This is a genomic window from Prevotella corporis DSM 18810 = JCM 8529 (assembly GCF_000430525.1).
Lineage (GTDB): Bacteria > Bacteroidota > Bacteroidia > Bacteroidales > Bacteroidaceae > Prevotella > Prevotella corporis.
Genome location: NZ_AUME01000037.1, coordinates 1 through 20,534, shown reverse-complemented (window position 1 = coordinate 20,534; position 20,534 = coordinate 1). Strand labels below are relative to the sequence as shown.

Annotated in this window: 22 protein-coding genes; 12 read left to right on the top strand and 10 right to left on the bottom strand. The window is 45.3% G+C overall.

The window, feature by feature from the left end:
- Window positions 1–129 precede the first annotated feature (129 nt).
- The 3 genes from H515_RS0107760 to H515_RS0107750 are packed head-to-tail and all read left to right on the top strand — an operon-like array spanning window position 130 to window position 1,841.
- Complete coding sequence (locus H515_RS0107760; RefSeq protein WP_025877064.1) at window positions 130–822, top strand: phosphatidylserine decarboxylase family protein; 693 nt, start codon at window positions 130–132, stop codon at window positions 820–822.
- A 15-nt stretch (window positions 823–837) separates the two neighbouring features.
- Window positions 838–1,533 (top strand): CDP-diacylglycerol--serine O-phosphatidyltransferase, encoded by a 696-nt coding sequence (gene pssA / locus H515_RS0107755; RefSeq protein WP_036891603.1) that lies wholly within the window; start codon window positions 838–840, stop codon window positions 1,531–1,533.
- A 38-nt stretch (window positions 1,534–1,571) separates the two neighbouring features.
- The gene (locus tag H515_RS0107750) at window positions 1,572–1,841 is read left to right on the top strand and encodes a DUF4834 family protein (protein ID WP_025877062.1); all 270 of its coding nucleotides are present in this window, start codon (window positions 1,572–1,574) and stop codon (window positions 1,839–1,841) included.
- 306 nt (window positions 1,842–2,147) lie between these two features.
- Here H515_RS0107750 and pyrH read toward each other — a convergent pair whose 3' ends face one another.
- The 3 genes from pyrH to H515_RS0107735 form a co-directional block, all read right to left on the bottom strand.
- Entirely contained in the window at window positions 2,148–2,858 is a 711-nt protein-coding gene (gene pyrH / locus H515_RS0107745) for a UMP kinase (protein ID WP_025877060.1), read from the bottom strand.
- A complete protein-coding gene (locus H515_RS0107740) occupies window positions 2,845–3,636 on the bottom strand; it encodes a biotin--[acetyl-CoA-carboxylase] ligase (protein ID WP_028901806.1) in 792 nt (263 codons plus the stop codon). The genes pyrH and H515_RS0107740 overlap by 14 nt, the downstream gene beginning before the upstream one ends.
- A gap of 61 nt (window positions 3,637–3,697) precedes the next feature.
- Complete coding sequence (locus tag H515_RS0107735) at window positions 3,698–4,072, bottom strand: YraN family protein (RefSeq protein WP_025877058.1); 375 nt, start codon at window positions 4,070–4,072, stop codon at window positions 3,698–3,700.
- Window positions 4,073–4,193: 121 nt separating this feature from the next.
- On the opposite strand from H515_RS0107735, the gene H515_RS0107730 reads away from it, so the two are divergent.
- Window positions 4,194–4,646, top strand: a complete 453-nt coding sequence (locus H515_RS0107730; protein WP_025877056.1) for a nucleoside deaminase — start codon at window positions 4,194–4,196, stop codon at window positions 4,644–4,646.
- Window positions 4,647–4,691: 45 nt separating this feature from the next.
- Here the strand turns inward: H515_RS0107730 and H515_RS13200 are convergent, their stop codons facing one another.
- The gene (locus H515_RS13200) at window positions 4,692–5,627 is read right to left on the bottom strand and encodes a hypothetical protein (protein ID WP_154653673.1); all 936 of its coding nucleotides are present in this window, start codon (window positions 5,625–5,627) and stop codon (window positions 4,692–4,694) included.
- Window positions 5,628–5,776: 149 nt separating this feature from the next.
- On the opposite strand from H515_RS13200, the gene H515_RS0107720 reads away from it, so the two are divergent.
- The 4 genes from H515_RS0107720 (at window position 5,777) to H515_RS0107705 (ending at window position 9,152) form a co-directional block, all read left to right on the top strand.
- A complete protein-coding gene (locus H515_RS0107720) occupies window positions 5,777–6,163 on the top strand; it encodes a hypothetical protein (protein WP_025877052.1) in 387 nt (128 codons plus the stop codon).
- An 81-nt stretch (window positions 6,164–6,244) separates the two neighbouring features.
- Window positions 6,245–6,634, top strand: coding sequence for a hypothetical protein (locus tag H515_RS0107715; protein WP_025877050.1), 390 nt, complete (start codon window positions 6,245–6,247; stop codon window positions 6,632–6,634).
- A 483-nt stretch (window positions 6,635–7,117) separates the two neighbouring features.
- The gene (locus tag H515_RS0107710; protein ID WP_025877048.1) at window positions 7,118–7,963 is read left to right on the top strand and encodes a DUF3737 family protein; all 846 of its coding nucleotides are present in this window, start codon (window positions 7,118–7,120) and stop codon (window positions 7,961–7,963) included.
- A gap of 25 nt (window positions 7,964–7,988) precedes the next feature.
- Entirely contained in the window at window positions 7,989–9,152 is a 1,164-nt protein-coding gene (locus H515_RS0107705; protein WP_025877047.1) for a MalY/PatB family protein, read from the top strand.
- Window positions 9,153–9,219: 67 nt separating this feature from the next.
- Here H515_RS0107705 and trpS read toward each other — a convergent pair whose 3' ends face one another.
- The 4 genes from trpS to gltX are packed head-to-tail and all read right to left on the bottom strand — an operon-like array spanning window position 9,220 to window position 13,696.
- Window positions 9,220–10,305, bottom strand: a complete 1,086-nt coding sequence (trpS, locus tag H515_RS0107700; RefSeq protein ID WP_025877045.1) for a tryptophan--tRNA ligase — start codon at window positions 10,303–10,305, stop codon at window positions 9,220–9,222.
- A gap of 17 nt (window positions 10,306–10,322) precedes the next feature.
- Window positions 10,323–10,883 carry a zinc ribbon domain-containing protein gene (locus H515_RS13195; RefSeq protein ID WP_025877043.1) on the bottom strand — a complete coding sequence of 187 codons (561 nt, stop codon included), beginning with the start codon at window positions 10,881–10,883 and terminating at the stop codon, window positions 10,323–10,325.
- Window positions 10,880–12,136: a 3-deoxy-D-manno-octulosonic acid transferase gene (locus H515_RS0107690; protein ID WP_036890890.1), complete on the bottom strand. Its 1,257-nt coding sequence runs from the start codon at window positions 12,134–12,136 to the stop codon at window positions 10,880–10,882. Before H515_RS0107690 ends, H515_RS13195 begins: the two co-directional genes overlap by 4 nt.
- 42 nt (window positions 12,137–12,178) lie before the next feature.
- The gene (gene gltX, locus H515_RS0107685) at window positions 12,179–13,696 is read right to left on the bottom strand and encodes a glutamate--tRNA ligase (protein WP_025877039.1); all 1,518 of its coding nucleotides are present in this window, start codon (window positions 13,694–13,696) and stop codon (window positions 12,179–12,181) included.
- Between the two features lie 104 nt (window positions 13,697–13,800).
- On the opposite strand from gltX, the gene H515_RS0107680 reads away from it, so the two are divergent.
- Complete coding sequence (locus H515_RS0107680) at window positions 13,801–15,852, top strand: HD family phosphohydrolase (protein ID WP_025877037.1); 2,052 nt, start codon at window positions 13,801–13,803, stop codon at window positions 15,850–15,852.
- A 381-nt stretch (window positions 15,853–16,233) separates the two neighbouring features.
- Here the strand turns inward: H515_RS0107680 and H515_RS0107675 are convergent, their stop codons facing one another.
- Both H515_RS0107675 and rsmI read right to left on the bottom strand, forming a co-directional pair.
- Window positions 16,234–17,148 carry a Cbp1 family collagen-binding glycoprotein adhesin gene (locus tag H515_RS0107675; protein ID WP_025877035.1) on the bottom strand — a complete coding sequence of 305 codons (915 nt, stop codon included), beginning with the start codon at window positions 17,146–17,148 and terminating at the stop codon, window positions 16,234–16,236.
- A gap of 21 nt (window positions 17,149–17,169) precedes the next feature.
- Window positions 17,170–17,910, bottom strand: coding sequence for a 16S rRNA (cytidine(1402)-2'-O)-methyltransferase (gene rsmI / locus H515_RS0107670; protein WP_025877034.1), 741 nt, complete (start codon window positions 17,908–17,910; stop codon window positions 17,170–17,172).
- 479 nt (window positions 17,911–18,389) lie between these two features.
- On the opposite strand from rsmI, the gene H515_RS0107665 reads away from it, so the two are divergent.
- The 3 genes from H515_RS0107665 to H515_RS13185 all read left to right on the top strand — a co-directional run.
- The gene (locus H515_RS0107665) at window positions 18,390–19,007 is read left to right on the top strand and encodes a thymidine kinase (protein WP_028901804.1); all 618 of its coding nucleotides are present in this window, start codon (window positions 18,390–18,392) and stop codon (window positions 19,005–19,007) included.
- A gap of 32 nt (window positions 19,008–19,039) precedes the next feature.
- The gene (locus tag H515_RS13190; RefSeq protein WP_051274715.1) at window positions 19,040–20,197 is read left to right on the top strand and encodes an AI-2E family transporter; all 1,158 of its coding nucleotides are present in this window, start codon (window positions 19,040–19,042) and stop codon (window positions 20,195–20,197) included.
- 178 nt (window positions 20,198–20,375) lie between these two features.
- On the top strand, window positions 20,376–20,534 hold a 159-nt coding region (locus H515_RS13185), incomplete at its 3' end, for a helix-turn-helix domain-containing protein (RefSeq protein WP_036891600.1).

The following is a 20,534-nucleotide window of genomic DNA, read 5'->3' as shown; positions in this document are numbered from 1 at the left end:
TTTAAATTGCGATTTTGAGTTTCAAAGTTACGAGGAAAAGATGATATAGCCAAAAGAATGAGGTTAAAAATTTGTAGGAGCAACAAAAAAGAATTAACTTTGCAAACATAATAAAAGTGATTCTCAACCATGGGAAAAATTAAGAGGAAACTCAAGAAAATCAGAATACATCACGAGGGAACGGATCAGATTCTTTATGGAGGAATTGGACTTGTGCTGGTGGCACTTCTTCTGTGGTTTGGCATTGATTCGAAAATCCCCTTTGGGTTATTCTGCGTTGTTTTTGGAACTATATATTGTATCGTCTTAAATTTCTATCGATGCCCCATCAGATACTTTCCGAGTGAGGACACAGACAAGATCGTTGTCGCCCCTGCCGATGGACATATTGTAGTGATAGAGGAAGTAGAGGAGAATACTTATTTCCATGACAGACGACTGATGATTTCGATTTTCATGAGTTTGTGGAACGTGCATGCTAACTGGTTTCCTGTTGATGGCGTAGTCAAGTTCGTGAAGCATTTCAACGGTAATTTCCACAAAGCTTGGCTTCCGAAAGCGAGCGAGGAGAATGAGCATGCCGACATTATGCTGACAACTCCCGATGGGCAAGATGTTCTCTGCCGACAGATAGCCGGCGCTGTTGCGCGGCGCATCGTAACCTATGCGAAAGAAGGGGAGGACTGCTACATCGACGAGCATCTTGGATTCATAAAGCTGGGTAGCCGTGTTGACGTGTTCCTGCCTATTGACTCTGAGGTTTGTGTCAAGATGGGACAATCCACCACGGGCGACCAGACGGTGTTGGCTAAACTACCGTAGAAAGATTAGATTAAAATGTCAATTAAAAAACATATTCCCAACAGCATCACTTGTTGTAACCTCATTTCGGGTTGCGTTGCCATTGCCTTTGCTTTCGGTGGCAACCTGAAGATAGCTTTATCATGGATCATTATCGGTGCCATCTTCGACTTCTTCGACGGCATGAGCGCGCGCTTGTTGCACGTCAGCTCGCCAATAGGTAAGGAGTTGGACTCACTCGCTGATATAGTTACGTTCGGAGTCGCACCAGCCACCATTGTTTTCTACGAGTTACAGGTGATGGAATATCCAGGATTCTTGGAACATTTCCGTACTATTATTCCTTTTTCTGCCTACATCATGGCGGCATTCTCAGCCCTTCGACTGGCAAAGTTCAATCTCGATGAGCGTCAGGCACTTGGATTCATCGGTCTGCCTACCCCAGCCAATGCACTGTTTTGGGGTTCTCTCCTCGTTGGTGCCAGTACTTGGATTGAGGCATGCTCATGGATGTTCTTCGTTATTCTTCTTGGAATTGCCGCTTGTTCATGGTTGATGGTATCGGAGATTCCGATGTTTGCCTTGAAGTTCAAACACTGGGGGTGGAAGGGCAATGAAGTGAAATACATCTTCCTCCTCACCTGCATGCCATTGATTGCTATCTTTGGCATCGCTTCTTTTGCGGTAATCATCGCTTGGTATGTGGTTCTCTCAGTCATCATTCAAAAGTAGCTGCCAGACCGGTTTTTAAGGGTTAGATAATAATTACAATGTTTGCATTTCTCAAATTCATATTACTCATTTTCTTCCTCTTCTTGGTGGCAATCATTTGGATTGCCTATAGTTTCTTCAGACAAATTCGTCGATCGGCTCGTCGGTTCAGGCCTGAAGAACATCAGGACGGAAGCCATGTGAACGGCAATACGATAATAGACAACCGTACAACCGAACAGCGCAACAAGAAGGTTATCAGTGATGATGAGGGTGAATACGTTGACTTCACCATATCTGATAAGCAAGATACTGATAAGGCTGAATAAACTTAATCATCATAAACGAACAATCCTGGCAATCTGTTCTTACGAGCAATTTGTCAGGATTTTATTTTGTCTCTGTAGGTTGCCTTCAGATTTTGAACTAAGTCCCACTTTTAAACAAAAGGGCAGCAATCGCAAATCAAACGGTGACCTTTCGCATGATGAACGGTGACCTTTTGTCTGGTAAAAGCTGACCTTTTGAAAGGTGATATCTATTCTTCTGATTATTAAGAACTTATCAAAGGCCTTCCCCTGTGTCAAATCAGCTGGGTGAAAACCTATCCACAAGCCCTTGAATCCTCCGATAGGTTAGTTGTGAACCAATGTTCCGATTTCCTCACCCTCCATCACCTTCTTCAGGTTTCCGACTACATCCATGTTGAACACATAGATAGGTAAGTTGTTTTCCTTGCACATGGTCGTCGCTGTCAGGTCCATCACCTTCAAGCCTTTATTGTAGATTTCGTCGTAGGTTATCTCCGTGAACTTCGTTGCTGTAGGGTCTTTCTCAGGATCGGCTGTATAGACACCATCCACGCGCGTGCCTTTGAGCATCACGTCTGCCTCAATCTCGATGCCACGCAGACTCGATCCTGTGTCTGTGGTAAAGTACGGGTTGCCCGTTCCAGCTGAGAAAATGCAGATGTAGCCGGCCTTCATGGCCTCGATGGCATTCCATTTGTTGTAGAACTCGCCGATAGGCTCCATGCGTATGGCCGTCATGACTTTCGACTTCATGCCTATTGCACCCAAGGCCGAACTCAATGCCAATGAGTTGATTACGGTTGCACACATCCCCATCTGGTCTCCCTTCACCCGGTCGAAGCCCTTCTGACTTCCGCTCAATCCACGGAAGATGTTGCCACCGCCGATAACAATGCCAATCTGCACCCCCATCTCATGTATTTCCTTTATTTGCCGCGCGTAGTCGCCCAGTCTTGTTGCGTCAATGCCATATCCCTGATTTCCCATCAGGCTTTCACCAGACAGCTTCAGTAGGATTCTTTTAAATCTTGCCATACTTTATTTCTTTAAATTCATAACTTCTTATCATGCCGGAGGTGTCTCTCAAGATGAGATGTCCATCATCCTCGACTTCAACAATGCTACCTTCGAATGCACCATCGGCATCCTCGTAAGGATAGAACCCTTTTGAACGGTAGAGGGCTTCGTGGTACATGGTCGTCAGTCCGATGTAGTTGCCGCTCTTGATCCATTCATAGTTTTTTTCAAAGGCTTGGACGATTTTCTGCAACAGTTCGTCTCTGTTGACCTCATGACCTACAATCTGAGCCAAAGACACTGGGTTGGGAGCATCGCTTCTGAACTCCACTTGGTTGACATTCAGTCCCACACCGAATATGCAATCTTTGATTCTGCCAGCTCCGAGCTTTGTTTCGATTAGCGTTCCGCTCAGTTTCTTGTCTTTCCAGTAGATGTCGTTCGGCCATTTCAGCGTGATATCCTCACTTACATAGTCAGCCAACGCCTCCTTTAGCGACAGCGCCCCGTATTCCGACAACAGAAACTGCTTGGCGACAGGTACCTCAACGGGATGCATCAAAATAGAGAAGAGCAAGTTTTTCCCTTGCTCGCTTTCCCACGAGTTCGTGCCTTGTCCCCTCCCGGCAGTCTGATAGTCAGCCACTACCACAGTCATGCCCTCGCCTTCGTCGGGCGAATAGCTCGTCAAATAGCTGTTGGTGCTTTCCGTAGCATCCAGATAGATAATTTTGGCCGAGGATTTCTCCAGTTTCGGACCAGCAAAAAAATTAATAAACTTTTTATATAAACCCATTTATTCTTACTTGTCTGCCGCTGAACGATAACCTATCGGGCCGTATTTCGCCAGCATTATTTCAGACAAACGGCAGGAAAGCGTCCCTGACATGTCTGAGTGTGTGCTCCGTTTCGGGAGTCCCCACGATGGTAATGATGTCAAAACGAATATCATTCCCCATGCTCCCCAATGAGTGACTCTTCACATACGCATTGGCAGCAATAGACAACGAACGAATTTTCTGTGGGGTAACAGCCTCATCGGCGTCATTGTATTGCTCGTTTCTTCTTGTCTTTACCTCTACGATTACCAAGACATCGTTTTCGATTGCTACAATGTCGAGGTCGCGATGCCCGCACTTCCAGTTGCGATCGAGAATCCTAAATCCTCCAAAACGCAAATGCTCGTAGGCTAATTCCTCACCCCATTTGCCCAATTCATTATGTGTTGCCATTTAAGTACTGTCACTTTAGATTTTACAAGGTCATTGAAAATATCGCTGTTGAGTGCTTTTTGCACATACAAAGTTAAAATTTTCTTTCAAATATACAAAATAAAAATCGTAATTTTGCACTATGACTACAGAAGAACAACTGAAGAAAGACGAATATTTCATGCGGCGCGCGCTTGACGAAGCTGAGGCTGCGTACCGTGAAGGCGAAATTCCCGTAGGGGCAGTGGTCGTTTGTCAGGGACGAATCATTGCCCGTGCGCACAATCTTACCGAGACTCTCAACGATGTCACGGCACATGCCGAGATGCAGGCCATCACCATTGCCGCCAACGAATTGGGCGGAAAGTACCTTCAAGATTGCACGCTCTATGTGACATTGGAACCTTGTGTTATGTGTGCGGGTGCTCTTGGGTGGGCACAAGTGAAGCGAATCGTCTATGGTTGCAAAGATGAGAAGAGGGGATATCTCGACTATGCCCCTCATGCACTTCATCCGAAGGCAACCGTTATGTCAGGTATCTTAGCCGAAGAGTGCAGGAATCTTTTGCAGCAGTTCTTCAAAAGCAAACGGTAAGTGCCAGTAACAAGCTGCCGTCAGTTGTCTTTTTGTCACTGATAGCTACTGAATCAGGCTCAGTTCGTACGATTCCTTTATTCCTTTTTCAGACTTTCCACTGTCATCACTGGTAACTTCCGTCTTGATTGAGAGAGACTTTAGAACTCCGTTAGGCAGGAAACTGTAGTCCTCATATCTCATAATCTTGATGCCCAGGTCTATATCGTCTGTTTCTTCCTCATCATCTTCCTCATCGGACCCTATGAGAAGGTCGGTTATCTCGGTGCTGTTGTCGGCTTCTTTCTTCCCGTTCAGCATGTCAACCGTTACTTTCAGGCGCACAGAGTTGTCGTCCATTCGCGCCACGGCATAATTTGTTGTCATCGAATCGACAGTTTCCGACTTTCCCAACAGCAAGGGCTTGCCATAGTATTTAAAATAATCGGGTATCTCCACAAAGAATTTTGTCAGGAAATCATCTTTTATTTGGTCTCTCATTTTCTCCTTTGCCAAATCGTCAGGAAGCTTTTGCTTTATCATCTTTTCAATCCACGCCTTTATTTCGGGGAGCGCTTTGTCAATCATTGCATCTATTATTTCTGACGTATCCTCCTCTTTCAGCAGCCTGCCGTCTTTGCTGACAATCAGATGGATGGGCTTTTCTTTCATGTCGTTTTCATAAAAGTCGATGAAAGTTTTCAGGAAAGAAAAATCTTTCACAATCTTTGAATTGTAGTTCAGCTTGGCATCCTTCATGACATAGTCAACTTTGAAGTTTCCTTCGTCATCCGTTCCCTTGACTATGAACATGAATTTTCGGTCGCTACCCTCTTTGTTTTCTTCTGAAATGAAATCAAAGATGGTAGTGCTGGTAGCCTTGCATTGATAAGTCAGTGTGTCTCCGACATGGAGTTGTGGCATTAGTGTGAAGGTTGACTGTCCTTTGACGGTCAGGATGGCCATGAAACAAATCATTAGCGTTGTAAGTTTCTTTCTCATAAATCTTAATCTAACAGTAGTTTGAATAAATCGTGATTTTTGATTTGTTCAACAAAAGTACAAAGTTTTCAACCAACAGCAGTAAAATAAGTCTGTTTTTTCTTGTCTGTCAATAATTTAATTTATCTTTGCAGCATTAGAAATAAAAGATGAAGCATCGTTGGGCATATATAGTTCTCTTCTTTTTGCTGATGGCATTTACTGCCATTCAGCAGGCGGATGCCTCGACAGCCAACGGTGAGGATCGTGATTTGACAGCCCGTTGGCTTTCGTTCAGTCAGAGCCACGACACACATCAAGCCACATTCACAGACTCTTCGCAGCTTCTCCGCATTTGTAATTCACGCCCGGAGCGGATCGTTTCCATCCACCCGTTGGCATCTGGCGAACAGACAAGTCGCCATTTTCAGTCATTCACCTTTAAAAATGCGTTCCATAACCATTATCCTGGCTTGCAGTCAACTCCTACAAGTGCGATAATGTCGATGCCTTCGGCGGAATATTTTGTTTTCCGTTTAAGGCGTTTGCTTTGTTGAATTGTTGGTTTTTGTCACACTTTTGTCGTGACATAAAGTACAATTTATCAATATTTTATTCAACAGACACATTTTTATATTATGGCAAATATCAATAGTCTGGAGATGCGCGGTGCACTCTCAAGTGACCCACGTATATCAATTAGGAAATCATTCTTCAGCAAGAAGGCAGTCTATAACAACACACAGAGCACCATCAAGTTCCTCAAGAAAGAGTACACTGCCGAGGTCGGCATGCGGATAGAGAAGGTTTTGGCTATCGCCGCCGACCGGTTGGAAAGCAATTTGAAAGAGTCAGAGCAATTTCAGGAGACGGGCCTTGGCAATTATCTGCTCGAAGGCGGAGTGTCCGACGACAAGCAGTTTGCAGTGTTCCGGCTATATCGCTACGACCGTCTGCGGTATGAGCCCGTTACCAAAATAAATTTCTACGAAGGCAGCTGTGCGGAAAAGATAGCGCAACTCTTCTAACCATCAGTCATTTTCACCCCAACAGCCATTCATTCCTATTGAATGGCTGTTTTGGTATCAATGGGGTATGTCTGCAATTTTAAAACCAATGACAAGTAACTTGAAAAATATGCCCATTGCTAATAAATTTGTAAATGATTGGTAATCAGTCAGATATCCATTGTGTTACAAAAGGTGACCTTTTGTGACCAGAAAGCTTACCTTTTGCCATGCGAAAGCTCATCTATCGCGATGCAATAGATGAGCTTCGGGAAACGGTGGTTGTGCCGACGCATTAAAAACGTCATCCTACTTTTGCTGAATACTACAAAATCGCAATTAAGTTGAATAAATAGGAGTTTTGGCACTGTCTTTGTTATTCCTATATAAATAGGTATGGAAAATTGAAAGCAGAAAAATCAGGACTTATCTTGTTTATTTGGGAAACCTGTTTATTTTCAAACTGACGAAAGAAAAGGATTAAAATAATAGAAAACTTACTATATGGAAATCATAAAAGACAAGAAATTCGGAGGCGAGCGACCTCTGTTCGGTGTAAAGAACGTGCGTTTGGAAAACATTGAGATTGTCGATGGCGAATCGGGTATCAAGTGTTGTGAGAATCTTGAGTGCGACAATTCTCGATTTTACGGTAAATATCCTTGGTGGCACGTTGACAAGAGCGTCATTACCAACTGCTATTTTGCAGTGGGTTCGCGTTCTGCTATTTGGTACGTCACTGACATGGTGATGCGCGATAGCGTCATCGACGGACCGAAATTCTTTAGAGAAATGAAGAATTTAGAGTTGGAAAACGTGAAGATTAACGATGCCGACGAGACCTTTTGGAAAGTTGACGGTCTCAAAATCAAGAACGTGGAGCTGCACGAGGGTACTTATCCCTTCATGTTTTCAAAGAATATCTATGTTGACGGATTGGTTTCTGATGCCAAATACGTGTTCCAGTATTGTCAGAATGTAGAGGTGCACAATGCCAAGATAACAACCAAGGACTCATTTTGGGAATGCGAGAACGTGACGGTTTATGACTCTGAGCTCAACGGCGAATACCTTGCATGGCACAGTAAGAACGTGCGGTTGGTGCGTTGCCACATCAACGGTGAGCAACCGTTGTGCTATCTTGATGGGATTACGCTCGAAGACTGCACCTTCGATGTAGGGTGCGACAGGGTTTTTGAGGATAGCCGAAATATCAACGCCACTATTAAGGGGGCAATTACAGAGATAAAGAATCCGGTTTCGGGTAAGATCGTTGCTGACAAGATAGGTAAGATCACTTACGACGAGTTCGCAAGGGGCAAGAATTGCGTGATTGAGGAACGCGGATAATTGGGCATTTAATCATAGGTAGGATATGGAAAACTACAATTTTGACGAGATTGTCAACCGCCGAGGCACAAACTGTGTGAAGTGGGATGTTGAAAACGAAGACGGAATCATTCCGATGTGGGTGGCCGATATGGATTTTCCCGCTGCGCCAGCCATCAGAAAGGCGGTGGAAGCACGGGCAAAACATGGTGTCTATGGTTACACCATTGTGCCAGACAGCTATTACCGTGCCATCACAAGTTGGTTTAAGCGTCGCCACGGGTGGACGATCGACAGGGAATGGATTATCTATACAACTGGCGTCATTCCAGCAATCAGCGCCGCCATCAAGGCTTTGACCATGCCAGGCGAGCAAGTGCTGATACAGACACCTGTCTATAACTGTTTTTTCTCAAGCATAAAGAATCAGGGCTGTCAGATATTGGAGAACCCGCTCAAACGCAATGGCAATTCCTATGTAGTGGATTGGGATGACTTCGAAAGGAAATGTGCCGACGAAAAGACAACCGTTTTCTTGCTTTGCAACCCCCACAACCCAAGCGGACGTGTGTGGACGGAAGCAGAGCTGGCACGGATGAATGAGATTTGCTTACGCCATCGTGTAGCCGTTGTCAGCGATGAGATTCATTGTGAGCTGGTCATGCCAGGCAACAAGTTCACCCCGTTTGCCGCTGTGAACGAAGATTGCAAGACCAACGGTGTGACATTAAATTCTCCTACCAAGAATTTCAATATCGCTGGCTTACAGATTGCCAACATTGTCTGTGCCAATCCAGTTTGGCGCAGACGTATCGACCGTGCCATCAACATATTTGAGGTGTGCGATGTCAATCCCTTCGGTCCTGTTGCTTTGGAAGCCGCCTACAATGACAGTGAGAATTGGATGGATGAACTCAACGAATATCTGTTTGCCAACTATCAATTGCTGTGCGACACCTTCGCAAAAGAACTTCCGCAGTATGAGGTCATGCGCTTGGAGGGCACTTATCTGGTATGGGTGGATGTTAGGCCATCGGGTCTGACCTCCGACGAGGTGACCGAAAAACTCCTGAAAGAGGGGAGAGTGCAAGTGAATAGCGGTACGATGTATGGGCAGACGACTGGCGAGGGCTATGTCAGAATCAACATAGCCTGTCCGCGTGCAACGTTAATAGAGGGCTTAAAGCGAATGGTCGATGTGCTGAAGTGAGCATAGAGCTCATCAGATATGAAAAAACGTCCATCTCCTTCTGATAAGGAAGATGGACGTTGTCTGTTTATTTCTTGAATCTTTCGGCTTGGCTTCTTATCAATTCTTCGTCGTCAAAGTAATTGATTCGCATGGCTGCGCGCACCTCATCCATCGTCTGGGCCGCTGCTGCACGTGCCACCTCTGAGCCTTTTTTCAATATATTGTAAATTTCGGGAATGTCTTGCTCGAACTCATGACGGCGAACACGGATAGGTTCTAACATCTTGTTCAAGACATTGTTGAGTAACTTCTTGCACTTCATGTCGCCGATGCCACCGGCTGTGTAGGCCGCCTTCAGCTCATCAAGATTCTGGAACTCCGGCCAGAACTCCGCAAAGTCAGCATCGGTAGAGAAAGCGTCAAGATAAGTGAACACGGCATTGCCCTCAACATGTCCGGGATCGGAAACGTTCAGATGGGTAGGATCGGTGTACATGCTCTTGACTTTCGTCCAAACGGTGTCGGCATCGTCAGACAGGTAGATGCAGTTGCCGAGGCTCTTGCTCATCTTCTCCTTGCCGTCGGTTCCTGGAAGACGGCGACAAACAGCGTTCTCAGGCAACATGATGCTTGGCTCCACAAGTACTGGCGCATAAACCTGATTGAAGCGGCGCACTATCTCACGGGTCAGCTCAAGCATGGGCTCCTGATCTTCGCCAGCAGGTACGGTTGTGGCCTTGAACGCTGCGATGTCGGCTGCCTGAGATACGGGATAGCTGAAGAATCCCATGGGGATGTTTGCCTCGAAGTTTCGCATCTTGATTTCGGTCTTCACTGTCGGGTTGCGCTGAACTCGGCTGACGGATACGAGATTCATCATATAGGTTGTCAGTTCTGGCAGCTCTGGAATCTGACTCTGTATGTAAAGGATGCACTTCTGTGGGTCGAGCCCAGCTGAGAGATAGTCCAAGGCTACTTCAATGATATTCTGGCGTATCTTCTCAGGGTTGTCTGCATTGTCGGTCAATGCCTGAACGTCGGCCATAAAGACATACATCTTGTCGTAATCGCCAGCATTCTGCAGCTCCACACGACGGCGAAGCGAGCCTATGTAATGTCCTAAATGAAGCTTTCCTGTGGGACGGTCACCCGTCAATATTACTTTTCCCATTTATTATCTTTCTGATTTTACTGATTGATATCTGTTGTCTCATTGTCTTTTGGTGTAGCATCGATCTTGGTATCCTCTTCTGATGAGGGTTTCGTACTTGCTGTATCAGTAACGTGATGTTCTTCTTGTGTTTGCACTTGCTCAATATCCTCTGGTGCAGAAGGAACTACCGCCGTGTCAATGGGTGGCTCGTAAGTCGGCTCAGTTTCGATTTGATAGGGTATTGTGTCCACTACGGCTGATGTGGGGTCAGGTTCTGTCGGCTCATGCTTCTGACCGAACAGGAAATAAGCACCTATTGCCAGACCAACCAACACGAGGCCAGCGATAACTCCGATAAGAACGGTGTGGTCAGCCTTCTCTGGTCCTGAAGATTTGCTCATTGGCTGTGGACGGAAGTTGCCGCTCTGAATGTTTTTTACCGGCTGCTCACCATACTGACACGCACTGGTGACGAGAGGTAGGGTAATGTCCATCACACCGTGGCAGTGCGGACATTTGCATTCTACCGTCTGTCCTTGCGCCGCCTCTATGATAAACTGAGTTCCACAGTTATCGCACGTAATCTGATATTTCATAATTCAATACTTGATAATATTTTCTCCGTGGCGCCAGATAGGCTCTGAACAAAAGTAGAGGCTTTGCTGCCGCACTCCTTCATGAGGAGAGAATCTGATGATAGGTCATCCATAATTTTGCGGAACGACTCGTCATCAGTTATCTCAAATCCACCACCGGACTTCAATAGGCCCTGGGCTTCGTCAAAATGCTTGTTGTTAGGACCGAAAATAACGGGCATTTGCCATACGGCAGCTTCGAGAACGTTGTGAATCCCCGCTCCAAAACCACCTCCGACGTAAGCGATGTCGCCATAATGGTAAACCGATGACAGCAATCCGAAGCAGTCAATAATCAGTACTTCAGCATCTTCGACATTCTCTTCGTTGCCTTTTGTGTATCTGATCACTTTCCTGTCTTTAATTAATTCCTGAATCTGTTTGAGATGATCCTCGTCAATAACATGCGGAGCGATGATTAATTTCCAATCCTTATGTTCATTAAAGTATTTAAGGAATATCTCTTCGTCGGGCAACCATGAAGATCCGGCTACGAAAACACGCCTTTGCCGTGCTCCGTTTACAGGACTCCCAAGCCTTGTTCCCACAAACTTTTCGACTAAGGGGAGATTCTTACAGGCTTCTTTGATTTGCAAAACACGGTCGAAACGGGTATCTCCCACAACCATAGTGTCCTTTACTCCTATGCCCTCAAGCAGTCTTTTGCTTTCCTCATTCTGTACGAAGAAGTGGCTGAAGCACTTCAAAACATGTGCGTACTCCCATCCATACCATTTGAAAAACACCTGGTCGGGACGGAAAATGCTTGACACACTATAGACGGGAACACCGCGATGACGCAGTATGTGCAAATAGTTGTACCAAAATTCGTACTTGATAAAGAATGCCATCACTGGACGGATGGTACGCAAGAAGCGGCGAGCATTGGTCACAGTGTCAATGGGCAAGTACGTTACGATATCTGCGCCCTTGTAATTCTTCTGCACTTCATAGCCTGAAGGAGAGAAGAAGGTCAGCAGAATCTTGTATTGTGGATATTCTTTCCTGATCTGTTCGATCAAAGGGCGTCCCTGTTCAAATTCCCCCAATGAGGCAGCATGAAACCAAATGTACTTGGCTTGTGTATCGACATTGGCCCGAAGCACGTCGAAAGCAGCCTTCTCGCCACACCACATCTTCCTCGTCTTTTCGTTGAAGTTGCTGTAAATGGCAATACACGATTGTATTGCGTACATGATTAGGTTGTAAATCATCACTGGTCTTTTTATCGTCCTAATTTTGGGGGCTATGCATACTTATCCCAAGATTTCAATAGCCGTATGAAGACGTCTCAAGGTTTCTTCTTTTCCGAGGAACGAAGAGATGTCGAACATGCCAGGTCCTTTACCTATTCCTACAAGTGCAAGCCGGAAAGCGTTCATCACATCGCCCAGTTTGTATCCCTTATCTTCGACCCATTTCATAACGATGGGTTCCTGTCCCTCAATAGAGAAGTCTTCTATGTCACCCAACACTTTTGATAGCTCAGCCATCTGTTGGCCAGAATAATCTTTCCAACGTTTCTTAACGGTCTTTTCGTCATATTCTGTGGGAGCTATGAAGAAGAAAGAGCACAGTGGCCATAATTCCTGCACAAAGTTTACGCGGTCCTTCATCAAGTGGACAACCGTCTGTACCCTCTCCATTGTAGCATCAACTCCGTTGTTTGCCACGATGGGGGCAAACTGTTTGGCTATCTCTGCGTCGCTTTTCTTCAAAATATACTCATGGTTGAACCATATTCCCTTCTGATAATCGAACTTCGCACCGCTCCTTGAGCATTTCGTTATGTCGAAAACCTGAACCAATTCGTCAAGAGTGAAAAGCTCTTGCTCAGTACCTGGATTCCATCCCAGCAGAGCGAGGAAGTTGATGACAGCCTCTGGGAAGTATCCGCTTTCTCTAAATCCAGAACTTATTTCCTCTGTCTTGGGGTCTTTCCACTCCAATGGGAACACTGGAAATCCAAGACGGTCGCCATCGCGTTTGCTCAGTTTGCCTTTTCCCTCAGGTTTCAGCAACAGCGGCAGATGTGCAAAGCGTGGCATTGTGTCCTCCCATCCAAAAGCACGGTAGAGTAGAACGTGAAGCGGTGCGCTGGGCAGCCATTCCTCGCCACGGATGACATGGCTGATTTCCATCAAATGGTCATCAACAATGTTGGCAAGATGATAGGTTGGCAATTCATCGGCACTCTTATAGAGTACCTTGTCATCGAGAATATCACTCTTAATGCAAACGTCGCCACGAATCATATCATCGACATGGACGTCCATTCCGGACTCTACCTTGAAGCGAACTACATATTGCTGACCGTCGTCCATCAATTGGTCCACCTCTTCTTTTGAAAGTGTCAGCGAGTTACGCATCTGCATTCGGGTATGAGAGTCATACTGGAAGTTGTTTATTTCCTTGCGCTTGGCCTCCAATTCTTCTGGCGTGTCAAAGGCAACATAGGCCTTGCCTGAACTCAGGAGAATATCTACGTATTTCCGGTAAATCTCCCGGCGCTCGCTTTGACGATAAGGGCCATGATTTCCTCCGAAACTAACTCCCTCATCGAACTTGATGCCAAGCCATTTGAAGGATTCGAGAATATACTCTTCCGCTCCAGGAACATAGCGATGCGAATCGGTATCCTCAATACGAAAGACCAATTCGCCACCATGCTGACGTGCAAAGAGGTAGTTGTAAAGCGCGGTACGTACACCGCCAATGTGTAAAGGTCCAGTAGGACTAGGTGCAAAACGTACCCTGACTTTTCTTTCTGACATTGCTGTGATTCTATTTTTTTGCAAAATTACTCTTTTTTTTCGACTATACGCTATTTTTTTTGTATTTTCGCATACTGAACAAATTAATGAATATACCCAAGAATATGAAAAAAATAAATAATAAACGAAAACATTACTGGCGGAATCTCGCTTTGAGGGTTCTTCTTGTGCTGATTACTGCTGTTCTGATAGTGCTCTTCTTGCCTCGAACCACTGGGAAAATGTTCCACTACGACGAAGGTAAGCCGTGGATGTATGGACAACTCATTGCCAAATTCGACTTCCCTATTTTCAAAACAGATGAGGCTCTGAAAAATGAGCGTGACTCGATCATGAAGAATTTCAGCCCTTACTTCAACCTAAGTCCGAGCATTGAGAAGAAGAATATAGACCAGTTCCGGGCGGCCTACAAGGGAGGAATACCCAATTTGCCACCACAGTATGTCGATGCCGTGGCAAATCGTCTGCACGAACTTTACCAAGCGGGCATCGTCAATACCGATCAGTTCAGCACGTTGCTCAAAGATAGTGGAAACATCATCCACGTTGTTGCTGGAAAACAAGCCATTAGCGAGCCCGTGAGCAAGATATACACGACGCTGGGGGCATACGAGAACCTCTTTACCGACCCTCTTCTGGGGCCCAAACGCAACGAATTGCAGCGGTGCAACCTCAATGAATATATAGAGGCGAACCTCATCTACGACAAGGACCGCAGTGAAAGCGAGATGAACGACATGCTCAGTCTCATTCCTCAGGCATCGGGCATTGTGCTGGAGGGACAGAGAATCATCGATCGTGGTGATATTGTGGATGCAAAGACTTACCGAGTGCTCAACTCGTTTGAGCAAGCGATGGAGAAACGAAACGATTCGAAAGATAAAATCACATCCACTATCATCGGGCAGAGCATTTACACCTTTATCCTCATTGCCCTTTTCACTCTCTATCTTGTAATGTTCAGAAGGGAGTACTTCGAGAAGCCCCGTTCATTATCTTTGCTTTATGCAATGATGATAATCTTCCCCATTCTGACATCGGTGCTGATAGATCGCAATATACTAAGTGTCTATATTATTCCGTTTGCCATGGCCCCGATTTTCGTGCATGTATTCATGGACTCCCGGACATCATTCATCTTCCATGTGACTATGATTCTCATCTGTTCGGTGGCAGTGAAATACCAGTACGAGTTCATCATCGTACAGCTTGTTGCGGGACTGATAGCCATTTTCTCGCTCCGAGAACTCTCGAAGCGCAGCCAGATCTTCTTGACAGCCATACTTGTCACCGCAGGGTCGGCCGCTATCTATCTTGCCATTCAGCTAATACAGTCCGACAGCTTCTCACAGCTCGACCGTTCCATGTACTATCATTTCCTGATCAATGGCTTCTTCCTGCTCTTCACCTATCCGTTGATGCTCGTCATTGAGAAAACCTTCGGCTTCGTGTCGGTGGTGACGCTCTTTGAATTGTCGAACACCAACAACGAACTGCTTCTAAAGCTTAGCGAACTTGCGCCAGGAACTTTCCAACACTCAATCACCGTGGGTAATCTCGCCACAGAGATTGCACGAAAGATCAGGGCGAAGAGCCAGTTGGTGAGGACGGGTGCTCTCTACCATGACATAGGGAAGATGGCCAATCCTGTGTTCTTTACCGAAAATCAGGCTGGAGTCAATCCGCACGACAAGATTTCAGACTTGGAGAGTGCCAAAATCATCATCAACCATGTGACAGAGGGCCTCCGACTGGCCGAAAAATACGACCTACCCAAAGTCATCAAGGAATTCATAGCCACCCATCATGGTACAGGATTGGTGAAATATTTCTATATCAACTACAAGAATGAACATCCTGATGAGGAAGTCGATGAAGCACCATTCCGCTATCCAGGACCCAATCCAACGACTCGCGAGCAAGCTATATTGATGATGAGCGACACTATTGAGGCCGCCTCGCGTTCGTTGTCTGAATATACCGAAGAGAGCATCAGCAATTTGGTCAACAAACTGATAGACGGTCAGGTGACAGAGGGATTCTTTACCGATTGCCCCATCACCTTCCACGATATCACTACGGCGAAAATGGTCCTCATCGACCGACTGAAGGCCATGTATCACACCCGCATCCAATATCCAGAGTTGAAGTCTTAAAGTCTTTCTCATTGACGAACGGAGTGAGAAAAACATCATGAAATATTTTTACATCTTAGCTTCTGTCGCTAAGTTTGTAACTGTTTGAAAAATAGCAAGATTACTCGTGAATTATGAAAGGTCAGCTTTCGCCATGCGATAGCTGACCTTTTGTAATGTGATAGCTGACCTTTTGAATCTCGAAAGCTTTTGCTTTCAGTAGGCATTGAAAATTATTTTGCAAACAACGACTGGCACAACCATAGCAGTCTTTCAGGAAACTGTTCTATTTCTGTCAACGTCAATAATCAGTTGCCGTACTTTCGATTGTCGTCCACCAAAAAAGCAAGGACTCACAGTGGAATCCTTGCTTTGCATTTGAGACTGACGTTAATCTGTTTATTATTTTACCTGAACAACCAAGTACTTGCTTGTGCTCCAGAAAGTTTGTGGATCTGAAATCTGAAGGACAAACTGGCCGGCTGCATCTTTGGTAAGTTTATAACTGCTTCCTGGATGAGCCGTGAGTAATTTCACGCTCTTGCTGTACAACTTGATTTCCTTTGTTGAACGGATGTCAATCTTTGTGAAGTAGTTCTTGTTGAAACTGCCCTGTAATACCCGTCCATTGTCGAGGATGCGCTGGTCTTTCAGTTCGCGCTTCGTACCGAACACATACCAACCTGTGTTCAGCTGCATATCCTGAGTTGAGATGGTCTCGCTTTTCTGCTTTGTCTCTGTCTGCAGGTTTTGCTTCTCTGTCTCAAGATTCTTTTTCTCTGTCGTAAGGTTTTCCTTGTCGGTCTTCAAGTTTGAAACATCGGTATTCAGTCCGTTTATGGTCTCGTCCAACTCCTTGATGTGAATGTTTTTCGACTCCAGTTCTGTGCGGAGTTTGCGCAATTCTGCATCTTTCTGTTTCAATTGGGAAGTCATCTGTGCGAGTGTCTTGCGCATTTCATCGCCCTTGAAGCCTGTTTCCTGAAGCTGCTGCTGCAACTTCTTGATCAATTCACGGTTTTCCTTCATTCGCTGGGCAATAAACTGGATATTCTCCTTTATCTGTGATGTCTTGTCAGCACCCTCGCCGTCCTTGGCCAATGTCACACGGTTTTCCGCTGCATTGATTTCGGCGAACCCTTGCTGGATTTGGTTCAAGGTTGCCATCATGTCGTTGACCTCGTTATCACGGGCATCAATGATAGCACGCAATGAATCGTTCTGGATTTCGGCCGGATTAATGGTCGGTTTCTTGTTCTGGTTGCAGGAAGCCAGTGCCATCACACTGCAAGCTGCATAAATAAGTAGCTTTTTCATACTTTGTCAATTTTTTTATTTCTATTCTGAAGAATTGTTTTCCTCACTTCGTTTTATTAGCTTATTCTTAACTCTATCTGATTTTTTGATTTTCTCTTTTCCCGCCACCACGATGACAAATTCACCACGTGGCGCTGTCGTCTTGAAATGCTCAATCACTTCTTCAAGGGTTCCGCGGACACTTTCCTCGTGTATTTTGGAAATCTCCCTGCAGCAACTCACTTTTCTTTCCCTGCCAAACACATCGGCAAATTGCTCCAAAGTCTTGAGAACCCTATAAGGAGACTCATAGAAAATCATGGTTCGCGTTTCTTCTGACAGGCTTTCAAGATGGGTCTGACGGCCCTTTTTTTGTGGTAAAAATCCTTCGAAGCAGAATCTGTCGCAAGGAAAGCCACTCGAAACCAAAGCCGGAATCATGGCTGTCGCTCCAGGGAGGGTCTGCACCGTAATTCCCGCTGCTATGGCTTCACGAGCCAAAAAGAAACCAGGGTCGCTGATACCTGGAGTTCCCGCATCGGAAATGAGAGCTACGGTCTCGCCAGCCTTGAGCCGTTCGACGATGTTGGCAGTCGTGCCATGCTCGTTGAACTTGTGGTGCGCCAACAGATGGTTCTTGATATCAAAGTGCTTCAGCAGAATCCCCGACGTTCTGGTGTCTTCGCAGAGCACAAGATCCGCCTCTCTTAGGATTCGGATGGCCCGGAAAGTCATGTCCTCCATGTTTCCGACAGGCGTTGGCACAAGATATAAAATACCCATAAGTGTTGCAAATGTATAGCAATTCAATGGAAGTTCAAAATAAATTAGGATTTTTTTAATATCATGTGTCATCGTATGACATTTGATAATAAATTTGTGAAAAAGTCAGATTATCCGTAATAGTTTATAATGAAACCCAATTCATTGGTCAGATTCTTCTCAGATTTTGTTTGATTTTCAAGCAGATGTTTGTTGTTCTGGCGAAGACATGACGGGCAACTTTGTCAGAGGGCGGCCCATCAAAAGGTGGCAAGCGGTTAGAAATTGACATGAAACGTTTCATCATGATTGAAATGTAGCCTTGTGTTTTAAATGCTGACTTTCGTTCAACTCTATGAAAAAAGTTTCTATAATTCATTAGATTTGTGTGAGAGACGCAGTTGTGTTTTAGAATTGGCCCATGAGAAATGATCTGACAAAGAACTTTTAACTTTTATAGTTTATCAATTTATCTGTTTTTTTTTATCTTTGCAATTACTATGATAGCTATGGATAATTTGAATGGCGAACGCCGCCGCCAAGGTCGTATTGAAGTTATTTGCGGAAGTATGTTCTCTGGGAAAACGGAAGAACTTATCCGTCGGTTAAAACGTGCCAAGTTCGCAAAGCAGAGGGTAGAGATATTCAAACCTTCTATCGACACGCGCTATTCGGAAGAGGATGTCGTGAGCCATGATCAGAATGCAATCCGGTCAACACCCATCGACTCGTCGGGCAATATTCTACTGCTTGCGTCCAACATTGATGTGGTGGGGATTGATGAGGCGCAGTTTCTCGACGAGGGACTAACAGAAGTCTGCAATCAATTGGCCAACAACGGTGTGCGTGTCATCATAGCTGGACTCGACATGGATTTCAAGGGAGTGCCATTTGGACCTATCCCCGCTCTTTGTGCCATAGCTGACGAAGTGACGAAAGTACATGCTATATGCGTGAAATGTGGCGCCTTGGCATACATCAGCCATCGGTTGGTAGCCAATGAACACCGGGTATTGCTTGGGGAACAAGAGGAATACGAACCACTCTGCAGGGACTGTTATCAGAAAACTCTCCAAATAGAATCCGACCAACAAGAGGCCATACCAGCGAATAAGTAACAATAAAGTAGAATCGTTAAGACAAAAAGACCATGCAGCAACCCATTACATTCGACAAATTCATACGCTGGGCATTGGTGGCATTAGCCATAGTGACCATTTTCTTCATCGTAAAAACACTTTCGGGAGTTCTCCTCCCATTCTTTATAGCATGGTTGTTTGCCTATTTGCTCCATCCTACGGTGAAATTTGTGCAGCACAAACTTCACGTTCCTACTCGGGCATTGAGTATCATCGTAACATTGATCTTCGTGATTGCGATATTTGCAGGAGTTCTCATGTTCATCATACCGCCCTTGATAGAGCAAATCGACAAATTTATTTCAATAGCAAAGCGCTATTTGCAGAGCACTGCCGATCCAAACAGTCTGTCAGCATTGGTTCAAAGGTGGGTAAACGAACATCAATACGATATAGAGAAATTCTTGAAAAGTCGCAATTTTACCGACACTGTGAAAACGGCTATGCCGAAAGTGTTCTCTGTCATCGGCCAGACAGCGAGTGTCATAATCTCGATCATCGCATCGTTCATCACCTTATTATATATGTTCTTCATATTACTCGATTATGAGACGCTTACTTCGAAGTGGATAAAGATTTTCCCAAAGAATGTTCGTCCCTTCTGGTCAGGACTGGCCCAAGATGTTGAGCGTGAACTGAATAACTATATCCGTGGTCAGGGTATGGTGTCGTTGATAATGGGTGTGTTGTTCGCTATTGGGTTCACAATCATTGGTTTTCCGATGGCCATCGGTATGGGTATTTTGATTGGCATTCTCAATCTTGTTCCGTATCTGCACACCTTCGCTTTGATTCCAGCAGCGTTGCTCGCCCTCCTAAAGGCGGCCGATACAGGACAAAACTTCTGGCTGGTGTTCCTTTCAGCGATAATCGTATTCATAGTCGTTCAGCTCATTTGCGATACGATAGTCACACCAAAGATAATGGGTAAGGCAATGGGGCTGAATCCAGCCATTCTGCTATTGTCTTTGTCTGTCTGGGGAGTGCTTTTGGGCTTCATCGGGTTGATTGTCGCCCTTCCTTTGACAACACTTATCATTGCATATTGGCAGAGATATGTCACCAAGGAAGCCGACGATGACGACGATTCCTCGCCGGATATATCCGCTTCAGCCGACAAGGCCGATGAGGTGGCAAAACAAATAGTAGAAAAGGCCGACAAAGGGTGAGATTGCAAGTTCCAAAACGAAGTGCAATAAAAGAGTAGCCCTCGCCGAGAGATGCAGACGTTCTCGAAGCGTAGCGAGAGGTTGTCTGCATCTCTCGGCGAGGAAAAAAACAACCAGCAATACAAATAAAAAAAGGGAGACCGCTGTCTCCCAAAGATTAACTAACTTTGTATTGCAAATGTATCATCAATTAATCTCGGAGCAAAGGTCGCAAATTTTCGCCTTACTTCAAAAGAAAACAGGGAGAAAAGAGATTGCCGCAATCGTCGGCATCAGTCAGTCAACACTATCACGTGAAATCAAACGCAACAGCACGCCATCGGGAAAGTATATCTGG

Excerpts from the sequence above, each read along its gene's own strand:
- H515_RS0107705 (WP_025877047.1), top strand. The coding sequence starts at position 7,989 with ATGGAAAACTACAATTTTGACGAGATTGTCAACCGCCGAGGCACAAAC.
- H515_RS0107760 (WP_025877064.1), top strand. The coding sequence starts at position 130 with ATGGGAAAAATTAAGAGGAAACTCAAGAAAATCAGAATACATCACGAG.
- pyrH (WP_025877060.1), bottom strand. The coding sequence starts at position 2,858 with ATGGCAAGATTTAAAAGAATCCTACTGAAGCTGTCTGGTGAAAGCCTG.
- H515_RS0107740 (WP_028901806.1), bottom strand. The coding sequence starts at position 3,636 with ATGGGTTTATATAAAAAGTTTATTAATTTTTTTGCTGGTCCGAAACTG.
- H515_RS13200 (WP_154653673.1), bottom strand. The coding sequence starts at position 5,627 with ATGAGAAAGAAACTTACAACGCTAATGATTTGTTTCATGGCCATCCTG.
- H515_RS0107690 (WP_036890890.1), bottom strand. The coding sequence starts at position 12,136 with ATGATTTACAACCTAATCATGTACGCAATACAATCGTGTATTGCCATT.
- rsmI (WP_025877034.1), bottom strand. The coding sequence starts at position 17,910 with ATGGGTATTTTATATCTTGTGCCAACGCCTGTCGGAAACATGGAGGAC.
- H515_RS0107715 (WP_025877050.1), top strand. The coding sequence starts at position 6,245 with ATGGCAAATATCAATAGTCTGGAGATGCGCGGTGCACTCTCAAGTGAC.
- H515_RS0107680 (WP_025877037.1), top strand. The coding sequence starts at position 13,801 with ATGAAAAAAATAAATAATAAACGAAAACATTACTGGCGGAATCTCGCT.
- H515_RS0107730 (WP_025877056.1), top strand. The coding sequence starts at position 4,194 with ATGACTACAGAAGAACAACTGAAGAAAGACGAATATTTCATGCGGCGC.
- H515_RS0107735 (WP_025877058.1), bottom strand. The coding sequence starts at position 4,072 with ATGGCAACACATAATGAATTGGGCAAATGGGGTGAGGAATTAGCCTAC.
- H515_RS13195 (WP_025877043.1), bottom strand. The coding sequence starts at position 10,883 with ATGAAATATCAGATTACGTGCGATAACTGTGGAACTCAGTTTATCATA.
- gltX (WP_025877039.1), bottom strand. The coding sequence starts at position 13,696 with ATGTCAGAAAGAAAAGTCAGGGTACGTTTTGCACCTAGTCCTACTGGA.
- H515_RS0107710 (WP_025877048.1), top strand. The coding sequence starts at position 7,118 with ATGGAAATCATAAAAGACAAGAAATTCGGAGGCGAGCGACCTCTGTTC.
- H515_RS0107675 (WP_025877035.1), bottom strand. The coding sequence starts at position 17,148 with ATGAAAAAGCTACTTATTTATGCAGCTTGCAGTGTGATGGCACTGGCT.
- H515_RS0107665 (WP_028901804.1), top strand. The coding sequence starts at position 18,390 with ATGATAGCTATGGATAATTTGAATGGCGAACGCCGCCGCCAAGGTCGT.
- pssA (WP_036891603.1), top strand. The coding sequence starts at position 838 with ATGTCAATTAAAAAACATATTCCCAACAGCATCACTTGTTGTAACCTC.
- trpS (WP_025877045.1), bottom strand. The coding sequence starts at position 10,305 with ATGGGAAAAGTAATATTGACGGGTGACCGTCCCACAGGAAAGCTTCAT.
- H515_RS13190 (WP_051274715.1), top strand. The coding sequence starts at position 19,040 with ATGCAGCAACCCATTACATTCGACAAATTCATACGCTGGGCATTGGTG.
- H515_RS0107720 (WP_025877052.1), top strand. The coding sequence starts at position 5,777 with ATGAAGCATCGTTGGGCATATATAGTTCTCTTCTTTTTGCTGATGGCA.
- H515_RS0107750 (WP_025877062.1), top strand. The coding sequence starts at position 1,572 with ATGTTTGCATTTCTCAAATTCATATTACTCATTTTCTTCCTCTTCTTG.